This window comes from Thainema salinarum CENA647 (genome assembly GCF_057732415.1).
This window is the reverse complement of sequence record NZ_JBYJZJ010000022.1, coordinates 3,497,127-3,510,603: the sequence shown is the minus strand read 5'-3', so window position 1 is coordinate 3,510,603 and position 13,477 is coordinate 3,497,127. Positions and strand designations below refer to the sequence as shown.

General features: G+C 51.3%; 11 protein-coding genes. 4 read left to right on the top strand and 7 right to left on the bottom strand.

Going from position 1 to position 13,477, the window contains the following annotated elements:
• Positions 1–30 precede the first annotated feature (30 nt).
• A complete protein-coding gene (locus AC286M_RS22140) occupies positions 31–459 on the bottom strand; it encodes an ExbD/TolR family protein (protein ID WP_488206454.1) in 429 nt (142 codons plus the stop codon).
• Complete coding sequence (locus AC286M_RS22135) at positions 446–1,096, bottom strand: MotA/TolQ/ExbB proton channel family protein (RefSeq protein WP_488206453.1); 651 nt, start codon at positions 1,094–1,096, stop codon at positions 446–448. The genes AC286M_RS22140 and AC286M_RS22135 overlap by 14 nt, the downstream gene beginning before the upstream one ends.
• 404 nt (positions 1,097–1,500) lie before the next feature.
• Between AC286M_RS22135 and AC286M_RS22130 the strand changes: the two genes are divergently transcribed.
• Positions 1,501–3,291 carry an energy transducer TonB gene (locus AC286M_RS22130; protein ID WP_488206452.1) on the top strand — a complete coding sequence of 597 codons (1,791 nt, stop codon included), beginning with the start codon at positions 1,501–1,503 and terminating at the stop codon, positions 3,289–3,291.
• A 250-nt stretch (positions 3,292–3,541) separates the two neighbouring features.
• Here AC286M_RS22130 and AC286M_RS22125 read toward each other — a convergent pair whose 3' ends face one another.
• Positions 3,542–4,591: an iron-siderophore ABC transporter substrate-binding protein gene (locus AC286M_RS22125; RefSeq protein ID WP_488206451.1), complete on the bottom strand. Its 1,050-nt coding sequence runs from the start codon at positions 4,589–4,591 to the stop codon at positions 3,542–3,544.
• 30 nt (positions 4,592–4,621) lie between these two features.
• Positions 4,622–5,104 (bottom strand): TonB-dependent siderophore receptor, encoded by a 483-nt coding sequence (locus AC286M_RS22120; RefSeq protein ID WP_488206450.1) that lies wholly within the window; start codon positions 5,102–5,104, stop codon positions 4,622–4,624.
• A 52-nt stretch (positions 5,105–5,156) separates the two neighbouring features.
• Here AC286M_RS22120 and AC286M_RS22115 point away from each other — a divergent pair.
• Positions 5,157–6,241 (top strand): ISKra4 family transposase gene (locus AC286M_RS22115; RefSeq protein ID WP_488203071.1). Its coding sequence is split into 2 segments (ribosomal slippage): positions 5,157–5,343 and positions 5,343–6,241, totalling 1,086 coding nucleotides; the frame shifts between segments, so codons are not numbered across the junction.
• Here the strand turns inward: AC286M_RS22115 and AC286M_RS22110 are convergent.
• On the bottom strand, positions 6,213–8,276 hold the full coding sequence (locus AC286M_RS22110) for a TonB-dependent siderophore receptor (RefSeq protein ID WP_488206449.1): 2,064 nt from the start codon (positions 8,274–8,276) through the stop codon (positions 6,213–6,215). The two genes, AC286M_RS22115 and AC286M_RS22110, sit on opposite strands and share 29 nt — an antisense overlap.
• A gap of 294 nt (positions 8,277–8,570) precedes the next feature.
• Positions 8,571–9,584 (bottom strand): helix-turn-helix transcriptional regulator, encoded by a 1,014-nt coding sequence (locus tag AC286M_RS22105; RefSeq protein ID WP_488206448.1) that lies wholly within the window; start codon positions 9,582–9,584, stop codon positions 8,571–8,573.
• 655 nt (positions 9,585–10,239) lie between these two features.
• Between AC286M_RS22105 and AC286M_RS22100 the strand changes: the two genes are divergently transcribed.
• Positions 10,240–11,268, top strand: coding sequence for a chlorophyll a/b binding light-harvesting protein (locus AC286M_RS22100; RefSeq protein ID WP_488206447.1), 1,029 nt, complete (start codon positions 10,240–10,242; stop codon positions 11,266–11,268).
• A 232-nt stretch (positions 11,269–11,500) separates the two neighbouring features.
• Positions 11,501–12,013: a flavodoxin FldA gene (gene fldA / locus AC286M_RS22095; protein ID WP_488206446.1), complete on the top strand. Its 513-nt coding sequence runs from the start codon at positions 11,501–11,503 to the stop codon at positions 12,011–12,013.
• 95 nt (positions 12,014–12,108) lie between these two features.
• On the opposite strand, the gene AC286M_RS22090 is transcribed toward fldA, so the two are convergent.
• Positions 12,109–13,170, bottom strand: a complete 1,062-nt coding sequence (locus AC286M_RS22090; protein WP_488206445.1) for an ISAs1 family transposase — start codon at positions 13,168–13,170, stop codon at positions 12,109–12,111.
• Positions 13,171–13,477 lie beyond the last annotated feature (307 nt).

Here is a 13,477-nt window from a genome sequence, read left to right as displayed (position 1 = left end):
TTGAGAATTTCTAGACCGACTGGATATTAATCAATCAGATGGAGCTGCATCAGGCGCTGCACCGGGCTGAGTGGCGATGCCTAAACTGGCCCCTTCAATTTCCCGCAGCTGATCCATAACGGCAATGACCCGACCGTGGCTGACCGCTTCATCGGCGTTAATCACCACAATGGCGCTTTGCGTCTCGTCCATTAGCGCCCGTACGCCCGCCTGCAAATTGTCTAGTTCAATTGCTTGCCGGTTCAGCGAAATTTCGCCACCTTCATCCACCGTGACGGTCACTCTGGTCTTCTGCTGCGTCTCAGCCGTTGCGGCCTTAGGCAAATTAACGGGTAGACCTTCCGAGCGCGTCAAAAACAGCGTCGAGACGATGAAAAATGTCAGAATCGCAAAAATGACATCAATCATCGGCACGATATTTAATTCAAAAGAATCATCTTGTTCCTCAGGCAGATACATGAGCTTCCCCCTTCGGATACAGAACTTCGTGATGATCTTCGTACAGAATTTCTAGCTGTCCACCATATTCCTGAATCATAGCCACTTGACGCTTGTAGAGACCGCGAAACAGATTGGCAAACAGCAGTGTGAAAATTGCAACCACCAGACCAGCCGCTGTCGAAATCAACGCCTCGCTGATTCCGCCAGTCACTCCCGCCGTGTTGCTGCCGCCAATGTCACCAATGTTTAATGACGCAAATGAATTAATCAGACCGAGAATTGTCCCTAGCAGACCCAGTAGCGGCGCAACACTAATAATCGTGCTGAAGACTGTGCTAAACCGACGCAGTCGCGGTAGTTCGGCCTGCATTGCACTCATCAGTGCTAGATGAAACTGCTTGGGGCTGGCTCCCTCAATGGCCAAGGCTTCCAGGCAAACACGAGCAACTGGCAAATCGGCATTTTGCTTCAGCTTCGGGAAAACCTCTAGCGGGCTGTGTCGATAAATGCGCAGGATATCCTGCATCACCCGCCGCTGCCGACGGTTAATCCGAAACCAAAAAACAAAGCGCTCGATAATCAGTGCGATCGCAATAATCGAAAAAATCAGTAGCGGCCACATGACAATGCCGCCAGCCGCGAATATCGTTCCCATACGTCAAGTGCTCATCGTAAAGTAGCTCAGCGGACTGACTCGTCAAGAGCCACATCCTTTTCAAATCCTTTTCCAATGGTGATCCCAATGGTTATTGCCGCCACTATCCCATATTTCAGATGAGAAAGACTAGCAATAGTATTAGGTCTGATCTGGGAACAAATGTCAAGCCTATTGAGTAAGTTTCTGGATTGTTATATCTGCTGTTCTTCATCCGTCGTCTAGATGAAAAGCTGTCAAGACTTGAGATTGTTATATAATCCCATTTTTGGAATTCATTTTTTATCTCGAATATGGGTTCACATTCTGAGTGAAACCGCATAAGATTGAAAATTATTCTTGATAGTAGATCTCTCATTGAGATTTATTTGCATTCGCATTGCCCGTCATTAGCCGTTGGTGATATGAGTCTTTCTGATATTTGTGCGCAGCAGTATGACCGTGAGCAGACGTTTCTGCGCAAGTTTTTGCTCTACTGCTTTGTCGGCTCGGTGGTGCTACATGCGATCGCATATGCAGTGAGCTTACTGGGTATCTGGCAGCGACCAGCAGAAGCAGAGTTAACCCCCATCGAATTGATCATCACGGCTGACCCCACTCCTGAGCCAGAGCCGCTGCCCGTTGAGGAGCCGGAAGAGGTGCCACCAGCGGAGCTAAGCACCGAAACGACGGATGCGTCTGCAGCGGCTCCAGAGACAGTTGCCGCCGCTCCAGCGGCTCCACCGGCTGCTGTGCTGCCGCCAACTGCGCCACCTGTAACGGATACACCTCCGATTGAGGAGCCAGAACCCGAACCCGAACCAGAGGAACCGCCAGTCGATACAGCCGTTGAATCTGAGTTTGAAACAGAACCGGAGCCAGAGGAAGAACCCGAAGAGGAAACGGAAGAAGAGACAGAAGACGTAACAGAAGACACAACAGCAGAGGAAGAAGAACCAGAAGAAGAGACAGAGGTCGCAGCTGTTCCAGATCCGGAAGCTGCAGCAGAGGATGAGTCGCGGCTGAGTCGCTTTCGTAATCTGCTAAACCAACTGGAAGCGAGTCGAACCGCCCGACCAGGATTGTCAAACGAAGGAACCAGCGCGAATGGGTCGCCAGATGGAACGTCTGAATCGTCTGAATCCGGCAGTTCCGAGGATGGTTCTGATGAGGGTCAAGGACAAGATGCAAATGTGGCGCGGGGTCCTGGCGGAACTGGCTCAAATTCGAGCGAAGGCAGTGACTCAGGTCAGGGACGGGGATCTCGAACCGTTGCGTGCGAGGATTGTGTCACGCCTGATTATCCCGAAGAAGCGCTGGAGTCTGGTGCAGAAGGCCAGCCTCGGGTTCAGGTTGAGATTAATGATGATGGTTCAGTGCGCGGTGTGACGCTGACGCGCTCTAGTGGCAATCCGGATATTGATCGAGCGGCAATTGAAGCAGCTCAGCGATCGCGCTTTAATCCAGTTTCGGGTGGAGCCAGTGTCCCAATTGAGTATGACCTGACGATTGAAGGATCGCGCCAAAACCGCCGTGCTCACCAGCGAGGTGAGCGACGTTCGGTTGAGCTACCGAGTCAGGATACGGCAGAGGCGGAATCGACTTCAACTCCCTCGGCTGCACCAGAGCCGTCGAACTCATCGCCGCGTCCGAGTTCATCACCGACCGCAGACGCGGATGAACTCGATAATGAGCCAGATAACAGCACTGATAGTGATTCTGGTAATGACGCTGCTGATGACGCTGGCACCGATTCTAATGACGACGCACCAGAACCCGCTGAGACGCCAAACTCTACTTCTTCTGATGCAGACGCAGACGAGCCAGCGGATGAGTCCGATTCGCCAGCACCTGCATCGAGTTCATCTCCTCGACCAACGCCTCGCTCGACTCCATCTGCACCCGCACCCCAACCAGCGGAATCTAGCTCACCGACCCCGGCAGCGGAACCGTCTGCTCCAGCTCCATCAGCTGCACCGAGACCTGCCCCTGCGGCGCAACCGTCTGCAGCACCACGTCCGGCTGCCCCAGCTCCTGCGCCCGCTCCCGAACCGCCGCCTGCACCCGCTCCACCACCGCCTGCACCAAGACCCGCACCCGCGCCGCCGCCACCTGCACCAAGACCCGCAGCGCCCGCTCCTGCGCCGGCTCCAGAACCGCCGCCAGCGCCCGCACCCGCGCCACCACCGCCTGCACCTTCTGGCGGAGAGGAATAATGGTACATGGATAATACGGGCTTTGATCCGCAGCGTTGGGATCACTGGCTAGTGATCCTAGCCACGGTGACGCTATCAATTTGGATTCTGTGGCAAGTCTATTGGCGCAGATGAGCTTAAAGCGCCTTGTAAACCAAGAATCCCGAAGAGGGCATTTGGCTGCTGCATCGCAGCAGCCAAATGCCCTCTTCGGTTGTGGTGCACGATGTGAGTATGAAAACTCTCGCTGTCGTTGGGATCTCCGTTGAGGTTACTGAGCTGGATTAAGTTGGTTTTGCAGTTCATTGAGATACAGTTCTGTACCAGTTGGGCCAGGTAAGCCCAGGCACAGGTAGGCCGGAATAAAGTACACGCGTCCGGCTTTGCTGGCATCGAGAGATTGTGCGATCGCATTTCCCTCCCATGCCTGTTTCAAATTAGCTAGTTGATGATCTTCGAATTCACGGGTATCGTTGAGTTGCTTCAGCTCGCTAAAATTGCTGCCTAATAAAATAATGGAGTCAGCATCGTTCAACTGTGGCAGGGTTTCGATGGAGACAGGCACCCTTAAATCCGATGCAGTGTCATCAAATTCAGACGGCATGACCAACTGAAATCCCAAGTCTTCTAGCAGTGAAGCACAAAGGCCATAGGTCGAATTGCCGATATACACCTCCTGTAAGTCCGATGAGCTGAGCAACAGCATCTTAGGATAGCTGGCAACCAAGGGAGCGAAGGCTTTACGAGCGGCAGCAATGTTCTGTTCAGTTTCTGTCAATAACTGTTCCGCTTGTTCAGAGCGATTCACGGCCTGGGCAATGATTCTCAGATTTTCCTCGGGTTCAGCATGGTCAAACAGCAGCGTTGGCGCAATTTGAGCGAGGGTGTCATACTGCTCGGCATTGTTGCTCTCAAGCCCCAAAATCAGATCGGGCTGTACGTTGAGAATCGCTTCGATGGAAGGGCTGTAGGCTAAGCCAGGATTATCGAGTGGCTGGGTGATGCGATCGCCCAAGTAGGGAATCTGCTGGCTGGGGTTGTCATACCCATCCTGATGCACACTCATGTGATCCGCAAATGCGGCTGGCTGAACACCCAGAGCCAGCAGGGGCTCCAGAACGTAGGGGCCCAGCACCACGATTTTCTGCGGCTGACCACAGATTTCGGTGTCTCCCATTTCATGCTGAACAGTGCGGCAGTTAGTCGAGGGCGATGATTGGGAGTTAGTGTGAATAGCCGTTCCAGTTGTGCGACAAGATGAGATCGCAACCGCAAGCCAGAGTGCCAGCAGCCGCCGCAGAGTGGTGCAGTTAACCATCATGTATCCTGTATGATTCCATGTTTTCCAACCTCAAAAGCGAACAGAAACTGAGCCGATCACAGATAACGGCGCTCCGGGTCTAATGCCAGTATTGCGGTTAAAGGTGCTTGTACTAGTGATGTATTCCACATCAAACAGATTATTTACGTTCAGCGCCGCTCGCCAATTGTCGCGTTCATAAAAGACTGCTGCATTGGTGAGAAAGTAGTCGCCAATTTCAAAGTCATTGCTCAAATTGCCAAAGCGGTTACTGACGTAGTTGACGCCTATGCCAAAGCCCAATCCTTGTAAGTCGCCAGTCTGAATTTCGTAGGTAGTCCAAAGTCCTGTGCTGTGGCGCGGCGAATTGGGCAGACGATTGCCAATCGGGATGACGTTATCTTCCGTCACTCTGGCATCGGTATAGGCATAAAACCCAATCACGTTCCAGCCCGGCACAATCTCACCCAACACATCCAGTTCAATGCCCTGACTGCGCTGTTCTCCGGTTGCAATCGAAGGGGAGCACGTCATCCGCTGAGGAGATGAAAATATAATGGAGTGAGTGCCCTTATCGGATCCTGACATGACTCCAGACCAGCGCGACCAAATGCAGCATCACGTCAACGCTTTAGCACAGATCCTCTATGACGACGCCAAGGAACAGGGGATGAGGATGACGAGCTTAGGCGAAATCGAGCAAACGGTCCGTGAGCAAGTGCACCGTCATGTGTCACCCAACTTAGGTCTTTTTTTATCGACACAAGCGTCGGCAAAGATGAAGGAGAAACCCGAAAGCTAACCAGCATCCTTGGCATATTGCAGGTTGGCCGACAGCAGGCCAAGCGGCTTGGAGTCAAGCCCAGAGTCCAGTTCAGCCCCCTGGTCGAGCTGTGTTGTCTGCAGATGGGAGCAACGGTGTCCTTCGTGCAGGCGAGTCGGGATGTTGAACTGCTCACCGGGGTCACCGTGAGCGCCAAGAGTGTCGAGCGCATCGTAGGGCGCAATCCGATTGAGTCATCGGCTCCAGAGGAGACAGTCAAGGAGATGGCTCTCGATGGCGGGATGGTTCGCCTAGTGACTCCGAGCGGAGAGCCCAGCGAGTGGAAGCAGTACAAGGCGGTGCGGCTGGACGGTGACGGTGTGGGTATGGCCTGGTTTGACGACAATGATGCGCTGTTGGCCTGGCTCAGGAGCCTTTGCTGGGCCAGTGTTGTGTTCTGCTTAGGAGACGGACACAGCGGCATTTGGTCGCTCTACCAACAGATGGAGAGGCTCACTCGCCAGGAGGTCTTGGACTGGTATCACCTGATGGAGAACCTGTATAAAGTGGGCGGTTCCCTTCAACGGCTCAACCAGGCCAGACACCTTCTGTGGCACGGTCAGGTCGATGAGGCCAGTGCCCTGTTTGCGGGGCTCAACTCTCAGCAGTCTCAACGATTTGGGAGGTATCTGGAGCGACATCGCGCTCGGATTGTCAACTACAGGTACTACCAGCAAGAGGGGATGCCGATTGGCTCAGGCCCGGTCGAATCACTCATCAAGCAGATTGATGCCAGAGTGCAGGTCGCAGGTGCGCAGTGGAACCCTCAGAATGTTCCTCAAATTCTGGCGCTCCGCTGCGCTTACCTGAACAACCAGCTCAACCTTTATTCTCTCGCCAGCGGATGACGTGCTCCCCAATCGAAGCACCTGTGAGCGGATCGGCAACCGTTGCCACGTTTTGCTTGGTAATGTCGAAGTAAGCGAGGGTTGCCAGCAGGTCGCCATCAAAGAGCTCAGCCTTAACCCCAATTTCAAAACCTTCTGACGTTTCTGGTTCTAGAAAATCGCCATCGATCCCTCTAGAAAAACTAGGGACAAACGACTGCGCGTAATTGGCATAAAGTGAGACATTTTCAGCAGGTTGATAGACAACTCCTAGCCGAGGACTCCAGGCACTATCCGAGCGACTGGCATCTGCTCCCAGATCGCGAAAATCGACGGTGTCATAGCGCAGTCCACCCACCACAATGAAATTGCCGAGTGAGACTTGGTCTTGTAGAAAGACACCAATGCGATCGTACTCGGTATCAAAGGGCTGAAACGGTGTCAGTCCGCTCAGATCCGGTCTGGGTGTAACGCCGTATTCTGGATTGAAGATATCTAACGGTGCAGGCGTGCTGAGATCAACGCGGGTAAATCGTTCATCAAAGCGATTTAAGTTTAAATCGACGCCTGCCAACAGGGTGTGTTCAAGGGAACCCGTTGAAAAGTCTCCGGTAACACTTGTCTGCAGAGAATAATCATCAGAATTGTACTGTCGGTCAGCTGGAAAGCGGGTGACGATGCCCGTTGCTTCGTCAAAGGCGAAGGGAAGAAAGGTTTCTAAGGCATAGTCTTGCTGGATATAGCGAAAAGCGTTGCGAAATGTCCAGTCGTCACTAAATTGATGATCCAGGTTGTAGCCAAGCGTCAAGGATTCACTGCGACGGAAGTCGTCTGGTTCATTAGTAATGCGACCCGGAGGAACATCAACGACCTGATCCCCAATCGCAACTAAACCTGTATCAAAGGGAGCTTCATCGTCCAAGTATTCGAGGATTAGGGACAGCGTGGTGCGATCGCTAATGTCCCACGCGAGAACAGGAGCAATAAAGAATCGCTCCGAGTCGGTTTCAAAGTCTCGAAATCCATCTTCTTGCTGGTAGACCGCATTGAGCCGATAACGCAGCGAATCATCAGCCGTTAACGGCCCTGAAATATCTAGACTGGGACGGATTAATCCAAAACTGCCAACCTGCAACTGTAGCTCATACGCTGGCTCAAATAAGGGTTGTTTCGTGACCAGGTTAATGATGCCACCCGGATCGTTTTGCCCATATAAGACCGAAGAGGGGCCTCGTAGAACTTCGATCTGCTCTAGGTTAGCTGTTTCCTGCACGCCCAAGTTGTCATAGACGCGAAAGCCGTCTCGCAAAATTGGCCCATTGGCAAACGAGTCGGTTGTAAATCCCCGCAGCGTTAAGGCTGCTCCTGATCCAAAGGCTTCATAGCTACCCACAACCCCACTGACATTTCGCAACGCATCGTCAACTCTCAGAATCTGCTGGTCTTCCAGAACCTCTTGGGGAATGACCTGAATTGACTGGGGTACATCCAGGATGGGCGTGTCTGTGCGTGTTGCCGTGCTGGCTTCGGGCACAAAATAGTCGTCGTTCGCCTGTTCTCCGGTGACCGCAATCTGAATCGAGTCGTCGTCAGGGGCTTGAGCGGTCGGATCGCCTGCAGTTGCGCTAACCACAAGTCCAGTGGTTGCCGTGCTGATGTTGACCGCTGGCGGCGCATCGGTGCCCGTAATCGCAATCCGCACCTGGTTGTTGGATAGATTGGTGACAGTCACCAGGGCAATCCCTTCGGCAGGAGTACTGGCCAAAAAGTCTTCGCCTGCTGGCAGGTTGAGTACCGCATTGGGGATATCTGAGATCGCAGCATTACCTGTTACTGATGTTGCGGGAACAGCCAACTCGCCCGTACTGTCTAACCGCAGCGTGAAACCGTCCGCTGTTTCCTCAATCTGAACATTGGTAATCTCAACCCGTCCAGCCTGCGCAATCTGCGTCAGCCAATCATCTACGGTCGTCGCAGCAGACTGTTGTGCTACAGATTGACTCTCAATTTCATCTGCGATCGCGGGTTGCAGCAGCAGCAGACTTGCTCCTGTCAACGTGATTGCCGATATCCCAAACCCTAGCTTGATCATGTCTCACCCACTCACATCACTGGCCAGCCCCAACTAAGCCACGCTAATACTAATTATTCTTATTAGTTGAGTGAGAGCATGATAAAAGGTAGAAGCGATTGCCACCTTTGTGAACCGGAATATTTTCTTTGTGATGCGGAATTTTTTTCCTACATCGTTTGGTGGGTTTTAGTGGTTTATCAACGTTGTCGTGGGGTTGATGGTTGATAAACCGCGCAAAACGCGGCACATCAACCATCAACCTTATTTGATATCGCACTAGCCACACTGCCTTAACTGGTAGGCTTTTGGGCTAACGGAAAACTTCCGTCGAAATGCCGTACTGAACGCCTCAGGGTTGCGGTATCCCACCTGAGCTGCTACTTGGGCAACTGTCGCATGAGGAGAACGCAGCAAACGTTGAGCCTGCTGCATTCGGTAGTCACGCAAATAGCCAAACACTGTCGTGCCAAACAGATGACGAAATCCCTGCTTGAGGATACATTCATTCAGCCCAGCCTGACGCGCCAGTTCTATTAGTGAAGGGGGATTGCAGGCCCGCTGAACCAAAATCTCTCTGGCATACTGCACTCGCTCTAGGTCATTCGGTTTCAACGTGAAAGATCGGGGAACAGGTGATTCAGCGTCGAGACGAACGAACTGTAGTGCCAAAAGTTCCAGCGCTTTGCTCTCTAGATACAGGTGCTGCATCATCCCCTGATAGGGAGCCTGTAAGATTTGCTGTAGTACCTGATTCATGGCTGGTGTGGTTTGCCCAAGCGACTGGTGAAATCGCTGTGCTTCATCTCCATCCAGCAATCGCCGCAGGGATGGGGCAAGGGATGCCCTACTCACACTGAACGAGCGAAAGTAGTCCGTCGGGGCATAGATCATCACTACGTGAAGCAGCTCGTCAGACGGCCACTCTTCCACCTCAGTCAAGTTAGGCAGGTAGTAGAGATAGTTGCAGCCTGCGGTTTCTGTATAATCTGGGTCTGCTTGAATATCTACTGGTTCTTGAGTTTGAACTCTAGAAGAACCGGATAGGTAAAACTTGGCCGTCAAGGGAAATCCAGGGTCGTGCTGTTGCTCTAGTCTCAAAGTTTGCCGCAGCTTGGCGTTGCGGATTTGAATAGTTAGCCCACCCCGCAGCTTGATGAGGCGTTCGCTACCTTCGCCCAGCGTTAGCGGCAGGCTATCTTCAATCTCAAAGTCTGTCTCCCGGCGAACAATCTCGCCCTTTTGCTGAGCGATTTGCCAAAGTTCTATGAAGTCTGCCTGTGCGATCGCCATCTTGCTTCGTGGACTGATTCAGTCTAGATGAAAGTAATTCTCATCAGAATAGAGGACTGCCCCAAGATTGTAAATGCTGGGTTGTGTTATCTAGCGCCACGGCTCCTTTTCGGCTGGAGCGGTTAGTCGTTCTGTAGAATGCCGACACCTTGATCCGGTGACTGTATCAAACGGTAGCTGCGTGAGATTGATTGCGATCGCAATCAATCTCAACCGCCTTTAGGAAAGACAATACACTTATTCGAACCGAAACCCATCGCAATTTATTGATATTCAATCTCAATAAATTGGACGACCAAACCACTACTGAACTTATCAATCCCGGTTACAAACACAGCAGAATTATTGATTCTTTACGTTAAAAGGGCGCTTAATCAGCTGCTCTGTATGTCTCACGCAACAGTCTCCATTTAAGCATAGTTCTTACTGGACAAGCGTTATAGCATCATGACAATCGAGCTGCGACTGAACTGGATACCTGCTGATTGCGAACAGCCAATTGCATAGAAGCAGAACTCACTTCGTTACGAAAGTTTATATGCTTACTTATTGCGAATAATTCTGATCTGTGATGGGATTAATTATTGAGAAGGATATTCAATAACTTCTCATCTGAACCTGTTCCATGAAAGCGTTTAGTTAAGGAATTATTGCGATGCAAACGTATAGCAAGCCAGACGTAACCTACGACTGGTGGGCGGGCAATGCTCGCTTTACGGACAAGTCTGGACTGTTTATTGCGGCTCATGTCGCCCAAGCGGCTCTGATTACCTTTTGGGCTGGAGCCTTTACCCTGTTCGAACTGTCTTGGTTCGAACCGTCGCTGCCAATGGGCGAGCAGGGCTTGATTCTGCTGCCACACCTGGCCACCCTCGGTTTTGGCGTTGGTGACGGTGGCCAAATTATTGATACTTATCCCTACTTCGTCATTGGCTCAGTGCATCTGATTTCCTCTGCGGTGCTAGGAGCTGGCGCACTGTTCCACACCTTTCGGGCACCCGCTGACCTGAGTGAAGCGAAGGGTCAGGCCCGGAAGTTCGACTTTGACTGGGATGATCCGGCTAAGCAGGGCTTGATTCTGGGGCATCATCTGCTGTTCTTGGGGGCCGGAGCGCTCCTACTGGTTGGTAAAGCCATGTACTGGGGCGGATTGTATGACGCAACTACTCAAACCGTCCGCCTGATCAGCCAGCCAACGCTTGATCCCTTGGTCATCTACGGCTATCAAACTCACTTCGCCAGCATTAGCAGCTTAGAAGATTTGGTGGGTGGTCACATCTATGTTGGATTGCTGCTGATTGCGGGTGGAATCTGGCATATTCTGGTGCCACCGCTGGCGTGGGCCAAGAAAGTACTGATCTTCTCCGGTGAAGCAATTTTGTCCTATTCCCTGGGCGGCATTGCTCTAGCTGGTTTTGTAGCCGCTTACTTCTGTGCAGTGAATACGCTGGCTTACCCGGTTGAGTTTTATGGCCCACCGCTAGCAGTGAAACTGGGCATCACTCCCTACTTTGCAGACACGGTCAATCTGCCGCTGAATGCTCATACGTCTCGCTGCTGGTTAGCCAATGCTCATTTCTTCTTGGCCTTCTTCTTCCTACAAGGACATCTGTGGCACGCGCTGCGGGCAATGGGCTTTGATTTCCGTCGGGTTGAAAAAGCATTGAGTGCTGTCGAATCTTAACCAGACAGACTCCAGACCACAAACAGATTTGTCTACAGCTTTATGTACAGAAAATCTGCAAACAAATATTTAGTTGTCGCTGGTAGATGATTCCGCTTCTGAGTTAGAACTCCTGACTCAAAAGCATGGATGATTCTCCTCTTAGACAGGGGGCACGGAAATCTCTCAGTTCTCATGCCCCTTTTCTCTTTTCATTGATTAATTCACTTGATTGATTCACTACGGAATAACCATGAGCAAAATTGCCTTGTTTTACGGCACCCAAACTGGTAATACTGAAACAATTGCTGAAGCGATCCAGGCCCAATTTGGTGGCGATAGCGTCGTCACCATCTACGATATCGCTGGAGCTGAACCGGACGATTTCGCATCCTATGACTGTATTATTGTAGGCTGTCCAACCTGGAATATTGGTGAGCTACAGTCAGACTGGGAAGGCTTCTACGACGAACTAGATAATATTGATTTCAATGGCAAAAAAGTTGCTTATTTTGGTGCAGGTGATCAAATTGGCTATGCCGATAACTTTCAAGATGCAATGGGCATTTTAGAAGAAAAAATTTCTTCTCTAGGTGGGCAAACTGTAGGTCAATGTTCCACCGATGGCTACGATTTTGAAGCCTCGAAAGCAGTACGCAACGGTAAGTTTGTTGGATTAGCTATTGATGAAGATAATCAATCTGATCTAACCGATAGTCGGATTCAAGCCTGGGTAAAACAACTCAAGTCAGAGTTTGGCCTGTAATACCAGTTCTAGGTATTAGCGCTACAGAAGTCAGTGCGGAGTGCTGAGCAATGAGCAATGAGTCCTCAGCACTCCGCACAAGGGCAAACGCATACTCAAGCAGCCGAGAGAATATGTGCTAGGTAATCATTGTCCCAGCCCGCTTTGAGACGTTTGGCCTTAATGCCAACTTTAGCCGACGTATCTTGGCGCAACAGGTTGAGGGCAATGTGGCGGATCAAGGCCATATTTTCAGGAGCATGGTCTTTGCGAATGCGAGAGTCATCTTCATTGAAGGCAACATCCAGCACCCAGTGAAGTTGGTTTTCGATCCCCCAGTGACTCCGCACCGACTGGGCAAAGCGTTCAACATTGCCATCGAGGCTGACTAGATAGTAACGCTGCTCGAGGGTGGGGACTTGCCCTGGCACCCGTCGCTCAACTTCCACCAAGCCGACCCGCTTGAGTCCGCTCCAGAGGTGGGCATCTATCTCGTGGGCAATATCCTTGAACTCCATCTGACGCAACCACTCAAACAGTTGCTGCACATCCTGGTACAGATTGCCCTGATTGCCCTTGAGACTCAGAACATAGTCACCACCGGCTGCGATAATCTGCTCGGCAATGGCCTTCTGGGCTCCCATCGCATCAATGGTGACAATGCACCCCTCTAGATCCAATACGGCTAGGAGTTGAGGAATCGCGGTGATTTCATTCGATTTTTCGTCTACCTTCACTTGCCCAAGCACCAATCGGTTCTGGCTTGCCCAGGCACTGACCATGTGGATGACCCCTTTGTTTCTCCCGGTGTCATAGGACTGGCGTAGGGTTTTGCCATCAATGGCGATAATCTCTCCCTCACTGAGGTGGGCTATCGCCTTGACCCAACTGAGGAAGCACTCTTGTAAAGCCGTCGGGCTTAAAGCGGCAAAGACCCGAGCGATGGTGTCGTGTGAGGGAATACCGTTGGGCAATTCCAGAAATTCGCTCAACCACGCTTGCTTGGCTTTGCCGTAGGTCTCGATATCGACCCAACTATCCGCTCCGCAGATGACGGCACAAATCGTTAGGCCAATGATGTCGAGCAACTGATGCTCCAGTAAATGTTCGGCTCGAGGGTCGTCTAGAGTCTTGAAATGCTCTAGCAGTAGGGCTGACGACTCAATATATTGGCACATCCTGGGCTTCCTCTGCGATACCCTTTGATCCTCCCACCTTGAGTATGCATTTGCCCTAGCTTAACCTCATTTTGTATTGGTATGAGGCAGCGATATGAGTTAATGTGTAGATTTTTCAGTTGATTTCGTTTTTCTTCTTTGATCAGAAATTAAATTTGTTGGGGAATAAAAGCAGAGAACTTCGCTCTCAAACCAGCTATTTCTCAACAAGTCTGACTTTAAATTGAGAATATGCAGTCTTAATAAAGCGGATGATGGGACTCGAACCCACGGCACTCAGCTTGGGAAGCTAACTTATTTTTTATTA

Coding starts and splice junctions, on each gene's coding strand:
- AC286M_RS22140 (WP_488206454.1), bottom strand. CDS start 459: ATGTATCTGCCTGAGGAACAAGATGATTCTTTTGAATTAAATATCGTG.
- AC286M_RS22135 (WP_488206453.1), bottom strand. CDS start 1,096: ATGGGAACGATATTCGCGGCTGGCGGCATTGTCATGTGGCCGCTACTG.
- AC286M_RS22130 (WP_488206452.1), top strand. CDS start 1,501: ATGAGTCTTTCTGATATTTGTGCGCAGCAGTATGACCGTGAGCAGACG.
- AC286M_RS22125 (WP_488206451.1), bottom strand. CDS start 4,591: ATGATGGTTAACTGCACCACTCTGCGGCGGCTGCTGGCACTCTGGCTT.
- AC286M_RS22120 (WP_488206450.1), bottom strand. CDS start 5,104: ATGACGTGCTCCCCTTCGATTGCAACCGGAGAACAGCGCAGTCAGGGC.
- AC286M_RS22105 (WP_488206448.1), bottom strand. CDS start 9,584: ATGGCGATCGCACAGGCAGACTTCATAGAACTTTGGCAAATCGCTCAG.
- AC286M_RS22100 (WP_488206447.1), top strand. CDS start 10,240: ATGCAAACGTATAGCAAGCCAGACGTAACCTACGACTGGTGGGCGGGC.
- fldA (WP_488206446.1), top strand. CDS start 11,501: ATGAGCAAAATTGCCTTGTTTTACGGCACCCAAACTGGTAATACTGAA.
- AC286M_RS22090 (WP_488206445.1), bottom strand. CDS start 13,170: ATGTGCCAATATATTGAGTCGTCAGCCCTACTGCTAGAGCATTTCAAG.